The sequence below is a fragment of the Domibacillus mangrovi genome (assembly GCF_001906925.1).
Lineage (GTDB): Bacteria > Bacillota > Bacilli > Bacillales > Domibacillaceae > Domibacillus > Domibacillus mangrovi.
In genome coordinates, this window is record NZ_MRWQ01000021.1 from 1 (window position 1) to 21,754 (window position 21,754).

Below are 21,754 nucleotides of genomic sequence, written 5' to 3' on the forward strand. Positions count from 1 at the left end.
CCGAGTCACGGCTTCCCAATCTGCTGACGGTTGATGGCGATTTGAAGCTTTTCCTTCATATAAATATCGTATGCCCATTTATATTGTTGACTTTCTATATCATAATATTCCGGAAAAAAAACGCCATATTCTTTTGCATTCATCAGCACTTCTTCTGTTTGACCTGTCTGATTCAACAGTGTAAACAAGTCAGGTATCAGTTCGCTTAATGTCACACGTTTAGCTGGCTCATTAAAAGCCCAGTCGATGTAATCCGTATAAACACCGTGAATTTGTTGTTTTTTGTTTATCGTTGAAGCGAGTTTATCGGCCAATTCTTTATAATCCGTCCTGTCGAATTGGTCTGCCGCTTTATAAAGTGCCTTAATAACCCGGATATCGTCCGCCAGTCCATTGGCCGATGTCTCTTCCTTTATCGTCCAGCGAATAAACAGGTCTTCTCCCTTTTGCACAATAAAAAAGCGTTTTAAACGATCTGCTTGCTGGTCAAATTCTATTTCATTGTTTTTAAGCAACCATGTATGGGTATCCAGCAGCATATTCATATAATAGCCAAGATCGCGCGATAAAGAAAGATTTTCCTCTGTATTCCCGTCTTCAAAATCCTCCTCTTTTACCTCATTCACTCCCGCGATATCGTCCTCATTGGATTGAGGAGATAAATAAATAAATACGAATAAAAGAAGCAATGTTAGCATCACGGTTTTTTTTAGATTCATAAACAAGATCCTTTCTATACACACACAAACGAAAAATCTTACTGCTGAAAATGATATACACATAAAGGTAAACACATTCTTCTTTTATTCATCTAGACCGGGCTGAAATACACGGCATCGATTTTCAACTGAAGACTTTGCCCTATACATGGCTTTATCCGCGTAATAAATTAGTTTCTCAGCATCGATGCTTTGATCCGGATAGAGGCTTACGCCGATACTTGCACTGATAAGAATCCGGTTCTGATTCACCTGAAACGGTGTATCGAAAATCGCTGTCACCCGCTCCATTCTCTCTTCCAGATGATCCGCCGATTCAATCAACAGCACAAATTCATCACTGCTTAAGTGAAATGCCTGAATATGATGTTCCGAAAGCGCAGCTAGGCGATTAGACATCTCTATTAAAAATTGGTCTCCCACATAATGCCCGAACATATCGTTGATTTTTTTAAACTGGTCAATATCAATAAGTACAACAGCCAATTTTGTTTGCTGCTGATGCGCTCGCGCCATATACGATTCCATTGACATGTGAAGCATCCGCCGATTAGGTAAATCCGTCAATTCGTGATGAAGGGCAAGATATTTCCATTTCCCCATTGCCTCTATTTGCGCTCCTGTTGTTTCAAATGAATAAAAGCTGTAATCTGCCATACGATTTTCCTTCTCCCATCTATTTTTCATATTTTATTTTTTCTCATTTCCCAAAAAACAACTCTTATAATAGTCTTATTAACGAAAATCAAGGAGAATATCCAGGTGCGAAATCGCTGCTACCGGTCTTAAAAATATTTCGTTTAATACCCCTTTTCTTAATATTCATATGCTAGGGTATTAAAGGGCTCGATTCTCCCGCTCCATGGTCATATACACATCCATGAAAACTGTCACTTTCCAAGTTCCTTCGCGCGCCCTTTTCCCTCTTGATTCATGGTTCGAGTATAGTAAAAAAGTCTTAAAAAATCCTTAAATACAGTTTGTAACAATTTTTATATAAAGTGATACTTCATTCAGTGGGGTTAGGTTCACACGATGTGAATCATGCAGACGTTGTCACAGGACGTGACGATCTTAGTCTGCGTTCCGCTATCTCCTATAACTTAATAAAAACTAGGTTTTCTTTTTCTTTACAAGCCTGTTTCTTTCTGAAGGGTAATGACGATTTTCGTCCCTTTATTTAGTTCACTCGTAATAGTCCACGCTGCATAAGATATATACTGGAGGCGGCGATTAATGTTTTTCAATCCGATCCCTTTCCCTTCGATCGTGCTACTGCTAATATTTTCTAAGACTTCCGGCGGAATTCCCACCCCGTCGTCTTCAATGACAATTTTCCACTTGTCTTGTTCTGGCGTGATCGACAGGCGGACTGTTCCGCCTTCTATCCGCTTGCTGATGCCGTGGCGTATCGCATTTTCGACGAGTGGCTGCAGCAAAAGAGGCGGTAGACGAAGCGGCAACTCATCTGGAATATCATAAACAGCCCGGACCTTGTTTCGAAAACGGGCCTGTTCAATCGATACATACGTCTGAATAAGCTCCAGCTCCTTCTCAATCGGAACCAGCTGCTCGGTATTATGAAAGTCAAAACTGCCGCGCAAGTAACAGGCAAGGTCATCAATCACTTGCCGGGCTTGTTCTGCATCCATATATGTTAACGCATGAATCGTATTCAACACATTAAATAAAAAGTGCGGCTTTATTTGAGACTGTAAAAATGCGACTTCCATCGTCGCATTTTCAGCTGCCGCGTGTTTAAGCGCCACTAAATTGGCAACGCGTACTTTCATCTCGGAAAGATCAAACGGCTTGGGCAGAAAATCATTGGCCCCCGCATGAAACGCCGTAATCTTTTCTTCTTTATGATGGCTGGCCGTCACAATTAAAATCGGCAGCTGAATGGCGCTGTACCTTTTGCGGATGTGACGGCATACGCCAAATCCCGACATGTCGGGCATCATCAAATCAACAATCATTAAATCAACCTGCTTTCGGGAAATGAGCTGAACCGCTTCTTCTCCACTTTTCACCGCAGTTACTGTATACCCTTCCCCTTCAAGCAGTTCGATCAAAATTTTCAAATTTACGTCATGATCATCGACAACAAGAATGGACGGACCGCTTTGGCCCGATGATTCATACGGCACATGAATCATGTACCGCTCTGACGGGTCATTAGCCGGCTTCCCTTTTGTTTCTGCTGAAGAATCAACAGGAAGATAAAACGTGAACGTCGATCCTTCTCCTTTTTGGGAAGCGACTTTAATTGACCCACCCTGCACCTCCAGCAGCTGCCTGACAATACTAAGCCCAAGACCCGCTCCTTTATATGATGTCGCCTCGTGAAATTGGCGGTACGGCTCAAAAATAGTGTTCAGCTGCTCAGCACCGATCCCCTCGCCGGTGTCTTCAATTGAAATGGCCAGCCTTCCGGATTCTTCAAAAGCGGTAATCCGGATCATGCCATGAATGGTATGCTTCATCGCGTTATCAAGCAAGTTAATCATAATCTGCCGGAAGCGAACTTCATCCGCCAGCACAGGAGGAAGGTTATCTGGCACATCGTTCACAATAATGAGCTTCTTTTCTTCAATCAAAAACGTGTACATATCCAAAATTAAATCGACCGACCCACGGACGTCGACTTTGAGAATATGAACGTCAAGCTCGCCCCGCTTCAGCTTCGACAAATCTAGCATGTCATTTACTAAAACAGACAGCCTTCTTGCCGTAGCGGAAATGAGGGTAATATTTTCAATCTGTTCTTTCGACAAACTGTTTTCCCCATCTTTTACAATCGATTCGGCAATATTCATAATGCCGTGCACCGGCGTTTTGAACTCGTGGGACGTTTTCGCCAAAAACTCATCTTTATACTTGTCCATTTTCAGCAGCTCATGCGACAAAGCGTCCACTTTTTTAAACGCATTTGAAAAACGTAAAGAAAGAAGCAGTGCCATCATTAATATGAATAAAATAACTTCTAGTGGAAAATAATCTAAAACAGACAAGCCTAGCACATTTGCCGTATGAGAAATACTATATATATTGAAAACAATCAGGCCAATGAGAAGGTACATCGCCCCTTCTTCCCGCCGCCAAAAAGCGGCATTTAAAATGTAGATAAAATAAATGTACGATAAAAGAGAATAAAGCGGGGTCATTATCATAAGTCCATACGGAACAGCAGACGGGGAAAGAAAGCAGTAAACAGCCCCCACTGCTCCCATTCCGGCACCAATATAAAGCATCCTTTTAGGGCGAATCGCTGGAAACGCATAGTATAAATAAAAATACAGCACCACAATCCCAGACACCGGCGAGAGAAGCTGCATCCGTAGCACGAAGCTGTACGGCAAATCCGGCCATATCATATAAAGCACCTTTTCGCCATGCAAACCTGAAAATGCCATTTCGGCAAAACAAAACAAAGAGAAAAACAAAAGCGAGCGATCGTTTTTCCGTTGCATGTACATACCCAGTAAATAGAGACCCATGACCAGTAGTGCTGTCACTACCACCCAGTCATGCATGAGCGAACGGTCCCGGAGAGACGATATCGCTTCCTGGCTGCCGATGTACATCGGACTAGCCAGTCCTCCGCCTGCCATATAATAATAATTCGCAACGTGCAAAACAATTGTGTTCTCACCTTTTTCAAGCGGGACATAGACGGTATACGGTGTATTGCCGTGTTTAGTAGACTCTTTCGTTTTACCCGGCACACCGCTCGATCCGATCAGCTCACCATTAAAAAAAAGCCCATGTGCCATCCGGATCGAGTTCGTCTTTAGGCCGATCACATTTTCTTTCTGATCAGCCAGAATGATCAGCCGATACGAACCGTAGCCAAACGGACTGTCCAGCTGCTCATCTCTCGCCCAGTTATGAGGAATAGGCTGCGAAAGGCTTTCTGACCAATCCCCATCAATCGGATCTACAAACACCCCTTTCTGAAACAGCCATTCGCCATTAAGTTGCATCGCTACTTCCTCTTGAAACAATTCACCGCGTAAATCGAGAACACCGTGTTCCGCCAGATTTTCTGTCTCATTTTGACCCAATAAAAACGAATAAGCGATCGAGATTCCTCCAAATAAAAGCAAGCATAACACCATCAGCCATTTCGGTTCTTTCATGACACTCATTGCTCCATAATCGAAGCCAATAAAGCGCAAGTAGCTGCAGACGGCTGGATACCGATATCTTCTTCAAGCAATTTCGCAAAGCGGTGATATACAATGACCGCTTCTGTCCGGTTCCCCGTCTTCGCATACGCATTCATCAGCCGCTGGCATACGTCATCCGAATAAGGAGACTGCTCAAACTGTTTTTCAAGGGAGCGAATCCATGCTTTTTCCATTCCGGCTAATTCATACTCTGCTTCCAGCTGTTGAAGCAGTTCCATCATTTGCCGACGGATGTATTCCCGTTTCTCCTGTGCCCAATGAAACCCCGTCATTTCCATATAATCGCCCGTGTACAGATCCAACCGCTTTTCCATATATGCCCGCTCTTGCGTTCCATTTGACATCATCTTATTCCATTCTATATAGTCACAATCAAGGCGCTCTATATCTATATAGTACGCAGAACCATTTTTTAAAATGATCTCTTCAACGCCGTGTTCTTTAAACACTTTGCGTAAATACGAAATGCCTGTATAAAGGCTTATCTTCGCTTTATCCACATTCACATCGGGCCATAACGCCTCAACAATGTAATCCCGTTCCAAAAGCCCCCCTTCATGATGAATGAAAAAAGCACACAGCTCTTTTACTTTGTTTGTTTTCCATACAAACGGCTGGCCGCTTGAAGAATCCGTCACCTGAAAATCGCCAAACGTACGGATCAACACATTCTTTTCAGCCGGACAGTCTCCTATCACACCTTTCAAACGGGAAACCGCTTTATCCAGCCGCTGCTTCGTAATGGGCTTTAGCATATAATCAAGTGAATAAAGATCAAACGCCTCAAGGGCAAACGTTCTGTAAGCCGTAATAAAAATGATGTGAATAGATGGATTATGTTCTTTTATGCGCCGAGCCAGATCGATGCCTGACATGCCCGGCATCTCAATATCTAAAAAGAATGCGTCCACTTCTTGCTGTTCAAGGTGATCAAGCGCTGAAAATGGGTTTGTATACGCACCACAAATTTGAACGTCCGGATCATCCGCAAGCAAAAAACGGATCACCTCCATTCCAACTTCTTCATCATCGACAAGGACGGTTTTAATCATCCATACCCCTTCTTCCTATTAGGAATATCTTTTATTTAAGCAGATTCAATTTACTTATTAAGCTCTGCTTGTTGAAATGCTTCTCGTAGGAAATCGTATGATTTTATTCGTCCTTCTTCATATAAAAGCGTGTCCCACATTTCCCCACGTATAGGAGAATAACGATTTGTCCGCCTTTCATTTTCGGAATACTTGCGGCGGCTTGTCTCACTCTTCTGTCTCTTCACTCGCTTTCACCTTAAGCTGTTCAAAACCAAGCAGGCCGAATTGCTGCTCATTCATCTGGGCATTGAACCAGAACAGCCCACGGTCAGGGTTGTCGTAGTCTATATCGCTTAAACTACTTATTCTACTATGTAAAAATAAGCCCACCGAGCAGTTTTTCTGCCATAATGTCTTCAAACAATTTTTTAACGATCTCTCCCTGCTCCGAACGCTGCCGCTCCTTTTGTCTCAAAAACAGAAAATTCGTCCTTTTCATTTCAATTAATTCATCGCCTCTCTCGTCAATTTCTATAAACCCGACTGTCATCATCTTTGTGCAAAATCGTTTAGGACTTGTAATTATTTCTTGCTTCAGTCAATGAATCTATTGAGAAAAGAATAAAACTTTCTTCTTATAAATCTCTTAATTTTTTCTGATTGAAGAAAAAAGACTCACCAGATGAAGGCAAGTCTTTAAATTTCCTGTTCTGAGCGTAAGTATTCTCTGCCAAACATAAACATTCGGTTCTGAACGTGATTATAGCCACAATTAATGATCGATCAAAAGCATACTTAATATCAGCTAACTCCTTCAAAATTTCATCTATTTGTTCCTTTTTTCAAGTCTTAATGATTTAAACACTATTAAAAATTTGCCCCTCATCTTTTATCATCTATACTATTAAATTTGATCGTACTTTCAAATAAATAAAAAAACCGACCCCTAAAAAATAGTAAGGTCGGTTGCACTACTCGCTCCTAGCCATCCAAAGTGCCCACATACAGATGGCTGTTCATCGCTCCACAATCATTTCATATAATATAATTGATAAAAAATACTTTCCGCAAAATCATACCTTAATTATAGTCAGAAAAATCTAAAAGTCAATAAATCCCTCAGAATTATTAGATATTTAGAACTATTGACTATGTGCCTATCAATATAAAGAAAACCGGACCGCCTATGATATGAAACAGGTTCTGATGCAAAAACTTCAATACAATTGCAATTAATCTCTAAATTTTGGATATACTATCCTCTCCAATTATTTGCACTAGAACCAAAAAAGCCACCTTCCAACGAACACGGCCACTAAAACTCTTCTGTCATTTGCAATAAATTTGAAAGATTCTCACTGCGCAAACGAATTAATTCAGGATATTCATAGAAAAAGAGAATTTTTTGATCAACAATCCAGTCTCCTGTTGGTTTTTTACTAAAGACAAAATACGTCCAAGACTCTGCAATATCCTCTTCTGGATGAGAAACAGCATAGTCTGTCGTAAATTCATTCATTTGTTCAATCTGATTACAAATATAATCAAATATTTTCCGCCGTCTTTCAGTTAACGTTTTAAGCATAGTTGGCCACCTTCCTTTCTCTCGGCTTGGCAACTGCTAAAATGTTTTCGAGCTTAAACGTCCTCTTCTGCTTTCTAGGGAAGCAATTGGCCGTAATATAATTTTCATGCATACTTGTGACGATAATACATCTTTTTGTAATCGTATTATCCGCCGCCATGTACATAATCTCTATCAGCATTTTTTCTTCTTTCGACGTAAGTAATAATTCATTCATTTCAGCAGCTCCTTTCTTTTTTTTACAATCATAACGAACAAATGTTTCTCACTCAAACTTTTAAAAAAACATATTTTCGTTTTTTATTCATCTAATCTTTACATAATATTTACAAACAATCTCTTTTCTACTATATCCTCTGACATATATAATTATTTTCCATTCTATATATTAAGTAGAAATAGAAAAGAAGGAGCTGATCATTTGAAATTACTCAAAGCAGTTAAATTTCATGGTTTATTTCGATTATGGAATGTCCAAGAGAAAAAAGTGACCGACGCTCTTTTTTTCAGTGAGCTTCTAAGGTGTATTGGTAACGAGGAGAAGGACTGGGATCCTGGCGTTTTTGAGTGGTATCATCAAGAGGATATTAACTTTGCAGATTGGCAGGAAATGAAGATTCATTTTTTACCTTTCGTGATAAATGATCAAGGATGACCGGCTTCGGCCGGTCTTTTTCTTTACCTAAACTTTACAAACCTCCTTATCTCTTCCTTATATAATAGAAGAGAAGGAGCTGATCAAGTTGATATTACTCGAAGCAGTCAAGCATCAGGATTTATTTCGATTATGGAATGTCCAAGAGAAAGAAGTAACTGAACCCCTTGTCTTTAGTGAGATTTTAAAATGCATTGTTGACGACGGTAATGATTGGGATCCTAGTGTGTTGGATTGGTATCATGAAGAGGAAATTAATTTTGATAACTGGAAGGTAATGAAGATTCAAGTTTTGTCTATGGTGATTAATGATCAAGATTGACTGGCTACGGCTGATCTTTTTTATTTATCTAATCTTTACAATGTGTCCAGCCTTCTCTTTATATATTAGAAAGGAGTTGATCCAATTGGAAATACTCGAAGCAGACAAGCAACAGGGCTTATATCGGCTTTGGAATAGCAGAGGTGAAGAAGTGACTGAAGCTCTTTTTTTCAATTTGATTTTAAAAAGCATTGTCGATGATAGTAATGGCTGGGACCCAGGATTTTTCGATTGGTATCACGAAGATGAAATCAATTTTGTGGATTGGCAGAGAATTGAGGTTGAGATTTGGCCAATGATGATTGTAAAATAAAAAAGCCCCGGTCGCAAACGCGTAACCGGGGCACTCTCATATTTATTTTGCTTTACTCATCATATATAGCATAGACCACACTTCTTATCGCGTGACAGGGCATTGTAGGTATGTCCCGTCGCTAATGCCGTTTTCTTTCGCCCACTTCTGCGCTTCTTCAAATCGCGGTGACGGCGCTGCGTCTTTTGTGAGGTTCCTCCTCTTTTACTTGACCCGAACCTGTTGCAACTGTACTTGAGCCTGACACGGATTTAGATTTCACCCTCGCACCTTTTGCTATACCAATCGCATGTGCTTTTGTCAGCCCATCGATCACAGCTGGATCTTTTAACAATTTTGCTTCTTCCGGATTGCTGACGAATACATTTTCCGTTAAAACGGCCGGCATATTGGACTCACGAAGCACCGCTAAGTTCTGCTGTTTTATACCTCGATTACGGATGCCATACTGTTTCAAAGCCGTTCGAATCTGGATATAAGCTGTTTAAGATGCCTAGACTTTATCTATCACTTCAAAAATCGATTTTAATAATAATCCCCTTTTCCTTCAAATTTTCTAAGCACTCTTGTAAATAATTATCATCATGTTCCGGATAGATGTTTATTTTATTCTTCTCAGCCAATACAAAATTAAATTTTAAATCTTCACTCATCATTTCACACTTTTTACCTCTATAGTTTGGATTGAGCCATTCTTCTGAAACTTTATATCCTCTTTTTTGCATTTCCAACATGATAAGATAATGATAATGAAATAACCGCTTATAGCTATATTTAAAAACGTAATCTACAGTTGCATGAGGCTTCCCCCATCCATTTCCCCTTAATGCTGCACACTCTCGATGTTGTCCCAATAATTGTTGTCTAGGTAATTTACTAATCAATTCTTCATGCCAGAGTCTCATAATAACCATCCTTAGTAAAACTGATACTTTATCCTATTAATTAAACAGGAATAAAGTATTCTTTACAACTTTGTTTCCTCAGCTGGGCACTTCACATTACCATCTGCGTATTTGAGTTGTTTTGGGCATAAAAAATAGCAACCCGTAGGATGCTCTTTCATTAATTAGTTGATCAACTTGGAATAGGCAGTTTGAAACAGTCGTTCGATATGTTGATCGTTTAGATAGAATTTTTTGTGCTTATTCTCTTCAAAAGTGATATAAGCACATCCATCATCGAATCCTATTACACCGATTTTTTCGTTTACATCGTTTCCCGTTCCTTCACTACAAAAATTAACAGTGATTGTTTCGCCCTCATCAACTAACCCTAATGCGAAAAATTGAGCCCAGTAATGTACCTCCTTATCAGAACTTACACTTATTCTACGTACTAAGCTATTAGGGAAATCGCCGTTAAACTCTGCAAAGATAGAGGCGAATTTTTCAACAATGCTAACAAAGTCTTTCATACTTTGGCTTGTCAACAAGCCGTTAATTCTTTCCCCTAAATTTTCATTCAGGTTCTCCATAATTCAACACCCCCTATTGTATATATTCCCATAAAAAAGAACCATTACCATATAATTCGTTCACCAAATACCGACAAAAAAAGCACCCACCTTTAAAAATGAGTACCTCCTTCGTTATATTTCTCTACTAATTAAATGATCTTTTTCATCCAAAAAAGATACCGTTTAACGTTTTCGTCCCCGTGCACTTCATAGATACAAAAAAGACCTCCTCCGAAGAAGTGGCCTTTCTCGTTCAAACCCTTGTTCCGTAAAGGTTTGATGGGTTTTAACACTTGATGATTCCTACTGGGTTCGAACCAGCGACCTCTACCCTGTCAATGTGACATAAGCCGTCTGATCGTATCTGATCTGGACAGAAAACATTGTTATACCAAGCTTGAACACATCCGTTCATACGTTCCTATGGGCTCTTTCGGGTGGTAAATTGTTTGAGTTCGCCACCCTTCTACCACCCAAATCCCACCCGCTTTTACTCACTTTTGAGTGGTTGCCTGTAATAACTATACTTCAAGCTAATCAAAGAGGACTCTCTGATTTCCGGGCATCCAGCTTTAGACTTACCCGGCAAGCTATAACGGATAGTTTTAACGTTACACTTAATCAGCTCTCTTGCCTTTAGATGAATAAAAAATCCTTTTCATGCTTTGTTGGCTCTGTCGCTTCTCCTTATAACGTTTATGGGAGCCATAATGCAATAAAAAAGGACACCTAACAAAACACGAAATCCATGTCTGTTCAGTGTCCTTTAGATGGCTGAGAGTACTTGTATAAAATTATTTATGGTGTTTTTTGTTAGTTTCTTTTATTTTTTGTCTTGCTAATGCTTTCCATGAAGAAGCTACTACTGTTGCGGTTCCAAGGGCTACAAAGGTCTTTCCAATAGCGCTCCATGTTTTCATGTTTTCATGCTTTCATGCTTTCTTGATTTATTAGAGGTCTATTTTTTTGTTATCTACTTCAGCAGTTAGGAATTCAATAATTTCTTTCCCGTAATCCTCAACTGTTTTTTTAAAACCATCAAAATAAACTCTTACAAGCCCATCTTGTGAAATTATAGGATTCTCAAAGAAAAAATTACTAGCAAGAGGCCTAGTTTCTTGAAATGTCTTAGCCAAAAAACGTCTGATATTTAGGCTGAAACACTTCATAACAGATAGGTCTGAACTCCAATTTTCTTTCCAATAATCACTCAAGTAAACTATAAGAACAATTCTTCTTTTATTGCCATGGATAGACGCCATTCGCTCTAATACACTATTAATATGAAGATCACCAAATGAATATCCACAAACTAACAGAGAAGAATTGGAAGAGATTGAATCAGTAAAAAGGCTGTTATAGACACTCAAGGGATGTACTGAGAGTTTGTCTAATTTGCGAAGTCCAGTAATAATAGGACTTATTTCAGCTTTTTCCCCAGCTTGATTTGTATAAGAAGAGGATCCAAACCACGTTTTAAAGGCTGTATCATGGTCCTTGTACTGATATAAATCATGCGGATTGTCTTCTAGAATATGTCTATTTGGATCTTTACCTCTAGCCTTCCCGTAATAAATTGAGCCATGAAGATTCATAATTCTCGTTTTGTCCGTGCCTATAATGGTAGTTGGATTAAACCTGTCGTATAACTCACCGTCGACCTTTTCGAAACCATCAGTTACATTTTCTTTTAAAATTTTTTGTATTGTATTATCGTAATTCAAAGTCCCCACGTCTAATGGAGAATTTTTATTTAACTTTCTCCAAAATTCGCTGTACCATTTATTTTCTGATACATTTTCCAAAGTATCATATTTTGATATCTCTTCAGCTAATATTTTAAGAATAGTTGTACGCGCTTGAGTCAAATTAAATCTGTCAAAAAACATTGGTTCTTTTGGGTCGATGAATGCACCTAAAGCAGGCTTAAATCTTTTTAAAGTTTTATCTTCTCTACTAGTATATGAAGCAAGCGTTTCTATTGCATGAAATACATCTTCAAAATTGTATCCTTCCTGACCATAATACTGTTCTAAAGTATCACAAACCCCTTTTAAAAAATCATCGTGCTTCTTTACCTTTTCAGTTATTGCATATGTAGTTGGACCATTTATGTCTATAGCAGCACCGGCTCCCAATAAACATGTGACTCTATTTTCCTTTTTCATTCTTAACCCTATCCCCTTTACAATGTTTACTTTTTAACCTTTACAAGGAGAACACCGACTTCCGCGTCTGTTCAGTGTCCTTCAGAGGGCTGAGAGAACCTTTACAACATTGTTCTTCTACTAACGAACCAAAGAGTTACAATTAAAGAGGTGGTATAGTGCCAAAAATCATACACATAGGCTAATTCACTAGCGTTAGGAATAATATGGTCCTTCATCATACTCTCTCTAATTTCTGCCACAGTGTTAGGTTCCTTGTCGCTTATAGAAATGTAATCAATTAAATGCATTTCTTCTTGTAACTTCTTTTTGTCTACTGAAGTTCCATGTCTAGAAATAAACCCTAAACGTTCAGCATCGTTAAACATCCCGAAGAAGAGCCTTCGTTCTTTATCAGAAACCAATTTAATTAACTTTTCCAATTTAATAAAGTGATCTTCTGAATTACCAAACTTATCTTCGTTCTTAATTAGATCTGCTCTAATGAATTCTAATATCTTACTGACGTTTGCTATGAAATCGATGCTACTGTAATTATTTAATTTTCTCCAAGTATGCATCACCATACCTATTTCTCTGTGAGTAAGCATCTTTGTAATAGTTTTGTCATGTTCCTTAGTGTTAAAAAAAGCACCCTCACTTAAATTTTTATAAGGTGTCACACCATGGTTAATTAAAATATTGTTTACATTCATCGAGAATAAAGATTCTAATAGCTCATTTGGATAAGCTTTGTAGTGTTCCTTAACTCTAAACAGCTTACTGTCATACTCACATAGAAATGTAGGCACTTCAATCGAATTATAATTAAATTTATTAATACTATACTGTTTAGCTTGACTTTCTAATTCTGCTAAAGTCAATTTGTTTTGCTTAATGTTTTCATAATATGCATCAATAAAATCGTTTAGCTTAACACTTGCATCAAAAAAGGATAGGATAACCCTATGAAGCGAATAAGTTCCCTGTTCTCCTAACAGTCTTGTTAAGGAATTAACTTGTGGGTGTTTTAAAAAAAATAACCTTCTTGTTCTTGGAGAATAAGTGTCACTGTATTCATTTACTTCCCATTTACCCTCTATAGAAAATATCTCCGAGTTGTGTATCCATGGTAAATCACAATTAGGGTGATCAATAATTAAACTAACATTCGGTAGAAAATAATTCAAAACTCCTCCTCCTCTTCCTGTCTCGTCCGCTTCACCTTGCCCCTGGTGCGTGATGATCTTATATTCATCATGCAGCGGCAACTCTCTCAATTTGGCTTTCCTGTCATGAATCGTCACCATACAAATGTTCAATGTTTCCATTATATCCAACTTTAGTATCAATTCACTAGTTTTAGTGTCAAATTATTCACAAAAAAAGAAGCGGCTGATCCGCCCCTTCCTACACGCAAATATCAAGTTTTGACAAGTTTTCCGCCAAACCGTGCAACGATGCTACCAGCGTTTTCAATAGTCATGATCTGCTCGTTTTGCATCATACTCACCAATCTGCAAAGCGCCTTTTGCTTTTTTCGGTGATATGTTCTTTCACTCAATTTCAATTCTGGCCAGAGCATATAATCGTAAACGTCATCAGCTAAGTAACATCGCTCAATAATTGATTTTTCATCGTCCATCAGTTGATTCAACGCCTGATGAAGCCATTCATATTCCTTTTCTAGAAATGAGTCCGTGCGCATATCACGGGCTTTTCTGTAAAAGCACTGGCATTCCAGCAGGGATAAAAGGCGTTCACGGTTGCACATTCACTTTTGGAACCGGCTTTTCGCCAAACCGCGCAATTTTTTCACCAGTACCATCGAAGATCGCCATAATCTTGTCGTTTTCCGGAGTCATTTCACAATCATCATCAATCCAGACGTTCACACTTTTAATTTTTGAGAAGCGTACATTGCGACGCAGCAGTCCACCTACATCCTTTATTGTTGCTTCAAGATGTATTGATACTCCCCCAGCTTTTAAAATCCACTGAGTAGCCTGTTTACTCTGTTTAAGCCGTTCTAATTCATCCGTAAACAAGTCATGGTACATTGGCAGTCACTCCTTTTTTAAGGTGTTCGAAATGTCCGATATATACAAAAAGTGAGCGGCTACAATCTCCCTCTCTCACCGTTTCCCCAAAAGACTATTTTATTATCTTGCGTTTTAGCGGTAAACTGACCCAACGTTGCCATCTCAATGCAGCGCACTTTCCCACCGCTAATGAGTAAAACAGTCGGCTCCTGTGATCTAACAAGCTGGCTGTTACCCACATTCGCTCATAATCAATGTCGATCTTCTTCATTAGTTAAAAGAGCTCTAAAATTATCCTTGACGTAATCTAATTTGAAACATTCTAGGTTTATGTTTTTCAAAACCATCTATTAGTTTTTTTCCAAAAATAGTTATGGTTCTCTCCCAAGGGTGTCCTAAATACCCCCATTCAAAATCCTTATGAATAAAGAAATAATAATCGCCATTTGGAAAAATCGGTACTGTCCATTCATCGAATTCGTTTTTTTGGAAATTCTAAGTGGGGATTTAGCCAATAACATTCATGCTGCCAATCTAATGCGTAAATATATTCATCCATTGAGATATTTTCTTGAAAAACAAGCAATGCTTTTTCCTCTAGGTCATCATGCGCATTCAAGTCTTCATATTCACCAAAATATGATGAGATATCATAAGTAATAAAAGGAGTTGGTACTTTAATGGATGGGAAATCTGAAATACTAGGTTCAAACTTCAATTCGTCATATATTTTTCCCCATACTTTCTCATACTCTGCATTGGTTAGTTCAATCCAATTTTTCATTTAAATGACCACCTTAACGATGTTTATAATAACTTTACAATCACCTTTCCTATATAATTCAATCTTACACAATTTAACATGAACCTAACATAAGTGTATAAAAAGCTGTTATATCAATGTTTCTGGCCATTCTTTAACTAAAAAACACCTATTTTTCAACTTATCTGCAACTTAAACGCTGCCTTTAGATGAAAAAAGGGCCCTTTTGAAACATTCCACAAAACCTTACGTTTTCTTACGGACTATAACAATAATAGTTGCAACCTTTCCCGCTTCTACACGTGTTCTTCATTACAAGTTTTTGCAGGTTCTTCGCTCCAGTACAAAGCCCATTTCATCAAGCACGGCCGCTACATCATCACGGATACTGATACTGCCGTCCTCCTCTAACCTGTATCCTTCCGGCTGTATGGCCACAATATCCACTCCCTTTTTGTAAAGATGTAGGCTGCCGTCTGACTGCATTTTAGGCACAATAAAAGTCTGGTAGAATCCATGCTTCACAGCGTTCTTATTGCCCCATTTCGGCTTTTGATTGCCCCGATTCCCTGCTGCTACTTGATTACCTGGCAAGAAGCGGCCGGTCTTTGGATCACGTTGCATCCGTTGCACCCCTTTACCGTGTTCGTTTCGGAAAAAATCTTAGCATTTCTTAGCAAGTACTCCGTAAGAGTACTGCGAAAAAGCCTACCAGAAACCCTTATACAATGCGGTTTGAATGGTTGCAACCCTATGCAACCTTTTGTTGTACTTTTTGCATCCTTTTTGTTGTACATCATTCGGAGTATTCCATTCAAAAGGAGCGCTTTGTAACGTTTCAACAACCCTCCATCCCTCATTGCTAAGCGGTTTGTAACGCTAAGTTTTAACGTTACAGCAATAATTGAGTTTGAATTAAGTTTGAGTTGTTTTGAATTTTATCTAGTTTTGTAGCATAAGAAAAACTTAGCCTTTACTAACATTTGTAGCATTTAAGTTTTCACCATTTTAACCTTTATTATCCATAATTTATATAATTTTAATAATTTCCCCTTTTTTAGTGTGTGCAAAATGTGCAGGTTTTAGCGTTTAAACTCTGTTCATTACTTCCAGATACAAATCTTTAAATGGTTCTCAAAATTCATTCCATAGTATGGTCCTGAATTAGACATACGAATCCGTCGTCATCTCAAGCAAAACCAATGACTCTTGGAGAGTCGATGAAACATATATCAAAGTAAAAAGTCAACGAATGTACCTATATCGCGCTGTCGATTCAAAAAGAAATACCATTGGTTTTCACCTAAGCAAAACAAGAAATCACAAAGCTGCAAAGCGGTTCTTCAAGAAAGCTTTGCAGCCTTTTCATCATTCTAAGCCTCGTGTCGTGACAGTCGATAAGAATCCGGCATACCCTATAGCAGTTGAAGAATTAAGAAAAGAAAAAAAGATGCCATTAGGCATCCAAATAAGGCAAGTGAAATATCTCAATAACATAGTGGTACAAGATTATCAGTTTATTAAAAAGCAAGTTCGATCGACGTTAAGATTGAAATCATTTTGCACAGCAACGTCCATTATTTCTGGAATAGAAGCGATGCATACGGTAAAAAAAGGGCAACTTATTTTACCGGATAAGTATGTCTAAAATCAAGTGAAGTTCATCTATCAACTATTTGGAATTGCTGCTTAAAGCCAGATTCTCTTAAGAAACTTTTCGCCTCTTTATATTTCTCCAATTATTTGCACCAGAACCGTTCACTTTTATCATGAGCTATTCTGTAGCGTCACAGTAAAAAATTTAATCTATAGTAAATCGTTTTAAAAAACTACACTCATTTACTTTCGTCAAATTGTTTATCAATGAGATGCAGAGTATTCCAAAAATATTGTAAAATATTTTGATTTTTGCAGACGAGAAACAAGTATTTTAGCTTTATTTTATCATCATACGGGCGACTCTTCTAATGCTTTTGGAAAGAATATTCCTCATACATTGTATATCTACGAAGCTACAAAAAACAATTGAACACTGATTCATCTTGTGAAAGTTAAAATTTCACTGTTATTTTCATCTCTATTTAGGAATTTAAGTTTTCTGTTCGCATAACGTTGCATTCTGTACATAAAAAGAAACTCAATATTATTTCTCCAAATTGAAAAGAAATAGCATTTATCAAGTCACTGTTTTCCGACATATCTTCCGTTATGGAAGCTAGGTGCATCATTGGATTGCCACAATAGCAGCACTCGTATTCCCTCGTATCTTCCTCACTCTCCATCAGCCCGCCGAAGAGCCGTCCAATATAGTTTGTGCCAAATTGATCGAAAATGAAGTCTATCTCTTCATCAGATAAGTCATCCTTCATAATTTCTTCTTCAAGTAATGGGACAAGCTGTAGCGGAACTTCTGGAAGAGGAGACGGTAGTTGGTCTTCTTCGTCAGCTATCCAACATTCCTCCTCATTTTGTGAAAGAAGATGAACTTGTTCCTGCTCCATTTTGAAGAACTGTGTTTCCCAACATCCAGAGCAGTTTAGACAGCTAACTAGAGGCAATGAGCTCAAAATAGAGTGAACCGATTGGAGAGCAGGATCTGATGTATCAAACCTCATGATGAGTTGCATTGGCTTTTTACAATTAGGACACAGAGGAGTTTTGAAGGCTTTTCCTCCAAAGAAATGACTGTATTCACTTTTTCCCTCTAAAATCTTATAGCCATTTATTGACTTTTGACTACTACACATATTTTTTCACCTCAATATAATCTTTTTTCTAATTGTTTACTGCATTTAATTATGCCATCGGTAGATCACGCTTATATCGGTCTCTTCAATTCTCCCAGGAAAGGTTCTAATACTGGTTTATATTCCTTTAGATTCCTCTTATTCATATCTCTAATCCTAATTCTTCAATGAACCAATTGATACTTTTTTTGCAGCGAATATAATAATAGCTATTATAGATTCGGCTTTAAAAGAGTAATTCCATTATAATTATAGCAAATATCTTTTTCAGAGAATCGATGATCTTTTTTCCATTCAGCAACTAAGCTATAATCTACTGTATTAAAAGGTATGTTAATTAATCGATGAAAATTATATTCATTGATAACATAAATCTCTTCATCAGTTGGTTTAGAAGTATGCATATAAGAATCTGGCAATTGAAAACTATTCATTCCTACTGAATAAATAGACTTTTGATCAAATACAATATTTACAAAATATTCGTATACTAATTCTGGCGACTTATCACCAGCCAAGTTGACCCACTCTTCTTTTTTAAAAGAAATACCTGTGACTTCATTTTTCACTCCAATTCCACCAGCATTTAGTAAACATTGGACAATATCAATTGATTCTAGTAAGTTTTCGGGTTCAACCAACAAATACATGATCAATTTATGTTGATTTATTTCGTGACCAAAAGAAACATCTTCTTCATCACGAGAGTATAAAAACGCTTCTAGCAAATTAGGATTAAATTCTTCAACCTCCACATCATAAAATATACCAGTGTTTGTATCAAATAATCTTTCGGAAGTAACTACTATTTCTCTTTCTTTAATTTTTTGAAGTTCTTGATTTAATGATTCGATGTTTTTATGGGAAAAAGGGACACAGTATACAATACTCATATAAAATCTCCTTACTTTAAAGGATATTAATTAATACTTTTAGATTTGATCGAATTTTAATAGAGAGTTTACTTTAAAAAAGTAGAAGATCAAGGTCTTCTACTCTGATTTTAACATAAAGTGACCGTATTTATAAAAAAGATGAACCGAAATACCTTAGCTCCATAAAGAAGGTATTTCGGTTTTTATTATATTCCCATGTAAAAACGGATTTCCATACATAATCTATGATGCATTGTTTTTCGGTGCATGGATGGCTAACGGATGTTTTTGTTGGATAAGGAGTACAATACAATCAAACTTTTTCATGAAAGATCATACAATTTATTATCTGAAGAGTTTGTTTTGATTAATCTTTCTTCAAAACAAACTCTCTTTCTTTACTCATTTATCAAAGTTAATAGCATTATTTCGATTAAACTTTATTTCAAAGCTACATCTGCTTTTATTTCTTCTACCTTTTAATTTCTATAGAGGGCTTTTCCGTACCTAGCCGCTTTTTTCAAGCCTCTATTATATTTTCGCCCACTAATTTTTTTCACATCCCATATGTCTTTTGCCAACCTTTGACGTGCTGATAAACCTCTATCCGATTTCATCGTTGCTTTACCACGACCAGCAAAAGTTCTTGTTTTTTTGTGATCAGAGTGTGACATCAAAACTGCTGGACCTTTTCCTCTTGAAACACCTATTGTTTTATTGTAAGCATTTTGAGGCATATGATGCCCGACTGTTCCACTCTTTTTTCGCTTATTTACATATGCAAAGCTGCCTTTGGCTGCACCTAGGGCTTTTCCAGCTTTCTTTAAATGCCCGACTTTTACAAAGCTGCTGCCAGATGCCCATGCGACGGATCCTGCCAATGCCCATCCCTTTTTACCGGCTTTCTTTCCTGACTTGTATGCCTTGTAGCCATCATACACCGCAAATCCGGCATTGATGACTGCCCATGCATAATCGCCGTCTGGATCACTCATCATGACCGGGTTGCTGCTGGCGTAAGCATATCCGTTCTGTGTTTTTGGATCGTCGGTGTCGCCGCCTTCAGGATCAGGAGAAAGGAAGACGCCTTCTGCTGGCTGGTAATAACGCGCAATCAAGTAGTACAGCTTTGTCTCGTCATCATACCGATAGCCCTTATAGCGGATCTTGTTCTCAGCTGCCATCGTGCCACTCTGCGACAGGATATTCCCCCATGCATCGTACGTATAGGACGCAACGACAGTACCCGATGCATTCGTTAAGCCGGTAATTTCTTTTAGCGTGTTGTACGTGTAGTAGTAGTTCTGACCACCTTTTGTCATGACCAGCGGGAAGCCATCCGGATCATACAGATACTCGGCTGTAATATTGCCGGCTGTGTCTGTTTCAAACAGGACATTGATACCCTGGCCATAATGGTAGTTTGTCGTCTGTCCGCCAGCGGTCTTGCTGATTCGGCGCCCTTCATCATCGTATTTGAACGTGGCAACAGTCGCGCCAGCATTTGTTTTAATATCCGTGAGCTGGTCAAATTTATTATACACATATGTGTACTGGCTGTCCTTGGTCCGGTTGCCATTGCTGTCATACGTATAGGCCTGTCCACCACCCACCGTTTTTAACTGATTGTTGGCATCATAGGTATAAGCCGTGGTCGTAGTGACCCCATTTTTGACAGTCGTTTTGCTTTCCCGGTTGCCGACGGCGTCATAAATATACGATTCAGACAGCTGGGCAGAAGCAATGGACTGGGATTCCAGCTGGTTAGTTTTGTCATACGTAAACGCCTTGTTGCCGGAAGGTGAAGTAACAGCGCTTATATTTCCGTTCAAGTCGTAATCCAGTGTTTCGTCTAAAAGAACGGTTGTTCCTTTGGTGACTTTCAGCGTTTTCATTTGCTGGGCATTATCATACGTATAATCGGTCCAGATTCCGTTTACATATCTTCGCTGTTTTGGCTCCCCGGTTGGATAATAATCATAGGCTCCTTGAACGGCACCATTCCGGTACACATTTTTCAGCTGGTCCACTGTATCAAATGCAAGCCGCTGGGTAAAGAAAGCAGCTCCCGACATCCCCTTAATATCTGTTAGTGTTTCAGTGACTGAATAGCCATATTCAATGGCCTGCTGCCCTTTTGTGACGGTTTTCAGCTTATCGGCCTTGTCATACGTAAGGTTCGTAATCGTCTGGTCTTCTCCGTTTTTGACTACGGTAGTATTTCCATTTTTATCATATTCGTAATGCCATTTTAAATACCCATTGATACGGATATCCGTCGGTTGGCTGTTGGCATCATAGTCGGTTTTGACAATCGTGCCATCCGGCTTTGTCTCGGTTGTCATATTGCCGAGTGCATCGTACCCATAGATAGTCGTCTGTCCAAGCGGCTCTTTCCGTGACATGAACTGGTTTTGGTTGTTATAGTCCAGTGTTGTCGTATAGCCGCGCGGATTGGTCATCGTCTTTAAATTTCCATTGTTGTCATACGTATACTTCGTTTCAGCACCTTTTTCATCTTTCGCCGATTTCAGCTGCTCCTGCTCGTCGTAATCGAACGTAACTTTATTTCCTTTTGGATCGGTCACTTCTTTTGCGTTTCCATATTTATCATTGATGATCGATGTTTTCCGTCCAAGCGCGTCAGAAAACTTGTTGGCGTAGTTTTGCATGGTATCATATTCATATGTTTCTGCCACTCCGCCTGGTGGGGTCATCGTTTTTAAATTGCCATATGGTTCATAGTACGTATATGTGGTTTCTTCCTGGAGCGGATTAATTTCCTTAATCACATCTCCATACGCATTGTATTGGTATGTCATTGTGCCATCCACATCGGTCACGGTTAGCGGCTGACTAAAGTTATTATACGTGTAAGAAACTTTATAGCCGAGTGGGTC

The 21,754-nt window shown here is 38.6% G+C and carries 23 protein-coding genes, 2 pseudogenes and 1 riboswitch; of the genes and pseudogenes, 4 read left to right on the forward strand and 21 right to left on the reverse strand.

Features of this window, described 5'->3' with window-relative positions; all coding sequences use genetic code 11:
• Window positions 1-5: 5 nt before the first annotated feature.
• The 8 genes from BLL40_RS15085 to BLL40_RS15115 all read right to left on the reverse strand — a co-directional run bounded on the left by BLL40_RS15085 (window position 6) and on the right by BLL40_RS15115 (window position 7,748).
• Window positions 6-719, reverse strand: coding sequence for a hypothetical protein (locus BLL40_RS15085; RefSeq protein ID WP_073712693.1), 714 nt, complete (start codon window positions 717-719; stop codon window positions 6-8).
• Window positions 720-803: 84 nt separating this feature from the next.
• Entirely contained in the window at window positions 804-1,376 is a 573-nt protein-coding gene (locus BLL40_RS15090) for a GGDEF domain-containing protein (RefSeq protein WP_073712694.1), read from the reverse strand.
• 473 nt (window positions 1,377-1,849) lie between these two features.
• Complete coding sequence (locus BLL40_RS15095; protein WP_073712695.1) at window positions 1,850-4,861, reverse strand: hybrid sensor histidine kinase/response regulator; 3,012 nt, start codon at window positions 4,859-4,861, stop codon at window positions 1,850-1,852.
• A 5-nt stretch (window positions 4,862-4,866) separates the two neighbouring features.
• A complete protein-coding gene (locus BLL40_RS15100; protein WP_073712696.1) occupies window positions 4,867-5,964 on the reverse strand; it encodes a response regulator in 1,098 nt (365 codons plus the stop codon).
• Window positions 5,965-6,014: 50 nt separating this feature from the next.
• On the reverse strand, window positions 6,015-6,191 hold the full coding sequence (locus tag BLL40_RS17455; RefSeq protein WP_159434231.1) for a hypothetical protein: 177 nt from the start codon (window positions 6,189-6,191) through the stop codon (window positions 6,015-6,017).
• A gap of 125 nt (window positions 6,192-6,316) precedes the next feature.
• Window positions 6,317-6,499 carry a hypothetical protein gene (locus tag BLL40_RS18255; RefSeq protein ID WP_143180129.1) on the reverse strand — a complete coding sequence of 61 codons (183 nt, stop codon included), beginning with the start codon at window positions 6,497-6,499 and terminating at the stop codon, window positions 6,317-6,319.
• Window positions 6,500-6,897: 398 nt separating this feature from the next.
• Window positions 6,898-6,982, reverse strand: a riboswitch (cyclic di-GMP riboswitch).
• A gap of 279 nt (window positions 6,983-7,261) precedes the next feature.
• The gene (locus BLL40_RS15110) at window positions 7,262-7,531 is read right to left on the reverse strand and encodes a hypothetical protein (protein WP_073712698.1); all 270 of its coding nucleotides are present in this window, start codon (window positions 7,529-7,531) and stop codon (window positions 7,262-7,264) included.
• Window positions 7,524-7,748, reverse strand: coding sequence for a hypothetical protein (locus BLL40_RS15115; protein WP_073712699.1), 225 nt, complete (start codon window positions 7,746-7,748; stop codon window positions 7,524-7,526). Before BLL40_RS15115 ends, BLL40_RS15110 begins: the two co-directional genes overlap by 8 nt.
• Window positions 7,749-7,952: 204 nt before the next feature.
• Between BLL40_RS15115 and BLL40_RS15120 the strand changes: the two genes are divergently transcribed.
• The 3 genes from BLL40_RS15120 (at window position 7,953) to BLL40_RS15130 (ending at window position 8,821) form a co-directional block, all read left to right on the forward strand.
• On the forward strand, window positions 7,953-8,186 hold the full coding sequence (locus tag BLL40_RS15120) for a hypothetical protein (RefSeq protein WP_073712700.1): 234 nt from the start codon (window positions 7,953-7,955) through the stop codon (window positions 8,184-8,186).
• 88 nt (window positions 8,187-8,274) lie between these two features.
• A complete protein-coding gene (locus BLL40_RS15125) occupies window positions 8,275-8,508 on the forward strand; it encodes a hypothetical protein (RefSeq protein ID WP_073712701.1) in 234 nt (77 codons plus the stop codon).
• 85 nt (window positions 8,509-8,593) lie between these two features.
• Window positions 8,594-8,821, forward strand: a complete 228-nt coding sequence (locus BLL40_RS15130; protein WP_073712702.1) for a hypothetical protein — start codon at window positions 8,594-8,596, stop codon at window positions 8,819-8,821.
• Between the two features lie 157 nt (window positions 8,822-8,978).
• Here BLL40_RS15130 and BLL40_RS15135 read toward each other — a convergent pair whose 3' ends face one another.
• From BLL40_RS15135 to BLL40_RS15175, 10 genes and pseudogenes are all read right to left on the reverse strand, one after another.
• On the reverse strand, window positions 8,979-9,278 hold the full coding sequence (locus BLL40_RS15135) for an N-acetylmuramoyl-L-alanine amidase (RefSeq protein ID WP_073712703.1): 300 nt from the start codon (window positions 9,276-9,278) through the stop codon (window positions 8,979-8,981).
• Between the two features lie 55 nt (window positions 9,279-9,333).
• A complete protein-coding gene (locus tag BLL40_RS15140; protein ID WP_073712704.1) occupies window positions 9,334-9,726 on the reverse strand; it encodes a TIGR02328 family protein in 393 nt (130 codons plus the stop codon).
• A 164-nt stretch (window positions 9,727-9,890) separates the two neighbouring features.
• Entirely contained in the window at window positions 9,891-10,298 is a 408-nt protein-coding gene (locus BLL40_RS15145; protein WP_073712705.1) for a hypothetical protein, read from the reverse strand.
• 776 nt (window positions 10,299-11,074) lie between these two features.
• Entirely contained in the window at window positions 11,075-11,200 is a 126-nt protein-coding gene (locus tag BLL40_RS18080; protein WP_281247277.1) for a hypothetical protein, read from the reverse strand.
• A gap of 30 nt (window positions 11,201-11,230) precedes the next feature.
• On the reverse strand, window positions 11,231-12,448 hold the full coding sequence (locus BLL40_RS15150) for an SIR2 family protein (protein ID WP_073712706.1): 1,218 nt from the start codon (window positions 12,446-12,448) through the stop codon (window positions 11,231-11,233).
• 101 nt (window positions 12,449-12,549) lie between these two features.
• Window positions 12,550-13,758, reverse strand: coding sequence for a hypothetical protein (locus BLL40_RS15155; RefSeq protein ID WP_173799934.1), 1,209 nt, complete (start codon window positions 13,756-13,758; stop codon window positions 12,550-12,552).
• Window positions 13,759-13,850: 92 nt separating this feature from the next.
• Entirely contained in the window at window positions 13,851-14,135 is a 285-nt protein-coding gene (locus BLL40_RS15160) for an ArpU family phage packaging/lysis transcriptional regulator (RefSeq protein WP_073712708.1), read from the reverse strand.
• A 52-nt stretch (window positions 14,136-14,187) separates the two neighbouring features.
• A complete protein-coding gene (locus BLL40_RS15165) occupies window positions 14,188-14,487 on the reverse strand; it encodes a hypothetical protein (protein WP_073712709.1) in 300 nt (99 codons plus the stop codon).
• 273 nt (window positions 14,488-14,760) lie between these two features.
• Window positions 14,761-15,253, reverse strand: a pseudogene (locus tag BLL40_RS15170) (DUF2716 domain-containing protein).
• A 291-nt stretch (window positions 15,254-15,544) separates the two neighbouring features.
• Window positions 15,545-15,856, reverse strand: a complete 312-nt coding sequence (locus BLL40_RS15175) for a hypothetical protein (protein ID WP_073712710.1) — start codon at window positions 15,854-15,856, stop codon at window positions 15,545-15,547.
• 528 nt (window positions 15,857-16,384) lie between these two features.
• Here BLL40_RS15175 and BLL40_RS15180 point away from each other — a divergent pair.
• Window positions 16,385-16,880: pseudogene (locus BLL40_RS15180) on the forward strand (IS6 family transposase); the annotation flags it as partial.
• A 433-nt stretch (window positions 16,881-17,313) separates the two neighbouring features.
• On the opposite strand, the gene BLL40_RS15185 reads toward BLL40_RS15180, so the two are convergent.
• The 3 genes from BLL40_RS15185 to BLL40_RS15200 form a co-directional block, all read right to left on the reverse strand.
• Window positions 17,314-17,979 (reverse strand): hypothetical protein, encoded by a 666-nt coding sequence (locus BLL40_RS15185; RefSeq protein WP_073712711.1) that lies wholly within the window; start codon window positions 17,977-17,979, stop codon window positions 17,314-17,316.
• A 212-nt stretch (window positions 17,980-18,191) separates the two neighbouring features.
• Window positions 18,192-18,872 carry a hypothetical protein gene (locus tag BLL40_RS15190; RefSeq protein ID WP_073712712.1) on the reverse strand — a complete coding sequence of 227 codons (681 nt, stop codon included), beginning with the start codon at window positions 18,870-18,872 and terminating at the stop codon, window positions 18,192-18,194.
• Between the two features lie 461 nt (window positions 18,873-19,333).
• Window positions 19,334-21,754 (reverse strand): RHS repeat domain-containing protein (locus tag BLL40_RS15200; protein WP_143180131.1); only part of this gene is annotated, 2,421 nt, incomplete at its 5' end.

Excerpts from the sequence above, each read along its gene's own strand:
- BLL40_RS15085 (WP_073712693.1), bottom strand. The coding sequence starts at position 719 with ATGAATCTAAAAAAAACCGTGATGCTAACATTGCTTCTTTTATTCGTA.
- BLL40_RS15090 (WP_073712694.1), bottom strand. The coding sequence starts at position 1,376 with ATGGCAGATTACAGCTTTTATTCATTTGAAACAACAGGAGCGCAAATA.
- BLL40_RS15095 (WP_073712695.1), bottom strand. The coding sequence starts at position 4,861 with ATGAAAGAACCGAAATGGCTGATGGTGTTATGCTTGCTTTTATTTGGA.
- BLL40_RS15100 (WP_073712696.1), bottom strand. The coding sequence starts at position 5,964 with ATGATTAAAACCGTCCTTGTCGATGATGAAGAAGTTGGAATGGAGGTG.
- BLL40_RS18255 (WP_143180129.1), bottom strand. The coding sequence starts at position 6,499 with ATGATGACAGTCGGGTTTATAGAAATTGACGAGAGAGGCGATGAATTA.
- BLL40_RS15110 (WP_073712698.1), bottom strand. The coding sequence starts at position 7,531 with ATGCTTAAAACGTTAACTGAAAGACGGCGGAAAATATTTGATTATATT.
- BLL40_RS15115 (WP_073712699.1), bottom strand. The coding sequence starts at position 7,748 with ATGAATGAATTATTACTTACGTCGAAAGAAGAAAAAATGCTGATAGAG.
- BLL40_RS15140 (WP_073712704.1), bottom strand. The coding sequence starts at position 9,726 with ATGAGACTCTGGCATGAAGAATTGATTAGTAAATTACCTAGACAACAA.
- BLL40_RS15145 (WP_073712705.1), bottom strand. The coding sequence starts at position 10,298 with ATGGAGAACCTGAATGAAAATTTAGGGGAAAGAATTAACGGCTTGTTG.
- BLL40_RS18080 (WP_281247277.1), bottom strand. The coding sequence starts at position 11,200 with ATGAAAACATGGAGCGCTATTGGAAAGACCTTTGTAGCCCTTGGAACC.
- BLL40_RS15150 (WP_073712706.1), bottom strand. The coding sequence starts at position 12,448 with ATGAAAAAGGAAAATAGAGTCACATGTTTATTGGGAGCCGGTGCTGCT.
- BLL40_RS15155 (WP_173799934.1), bottom strand. The coding sequence starts at position 13,758 with ATGGAAACATTGAACATTTGTATGGTGACGATTCATGACAGGAAAGCC.
- BLL40_RS15160 (WP_073712708.1), bottom strand. The coding sequence starts at position 14,135 with ATGCGCACGGACTCATTTCTAGAAAAGGAATATGAATGGCTTCATCAG.
- BLL40_RS15165 (WP_073712709.1), bottom strand. The coding sequence starts at position 14,487 with ATGTACCATGACTTGTTTACGGATGAATTAGAACGGCTTAAACAGAGT.
- BLL40_RS15175 (WP_073712710.1), bottom strand. The coding sequence starts at position 15,856 with ATGCAACGTGATCCAAAGACCGGCCGCTTCTTGCCAGGTAATCAAGTA.
- BLL40_RS15185 (WP_073712711.1), bottom strand. The coding sequence starts at position 17,979 with ATGTGTAGTAGTCAAAAGTCAATAAATGGCTATAAGATTTTAGAGGGA.
- BLL40_RS15190 (WP_073712712.1), bottom strand. The coding sequence starts at position 18,872 with ATGAGTATTGTATACTGTGTCCCTTTTTCCCATAAAAACATCGAATCA.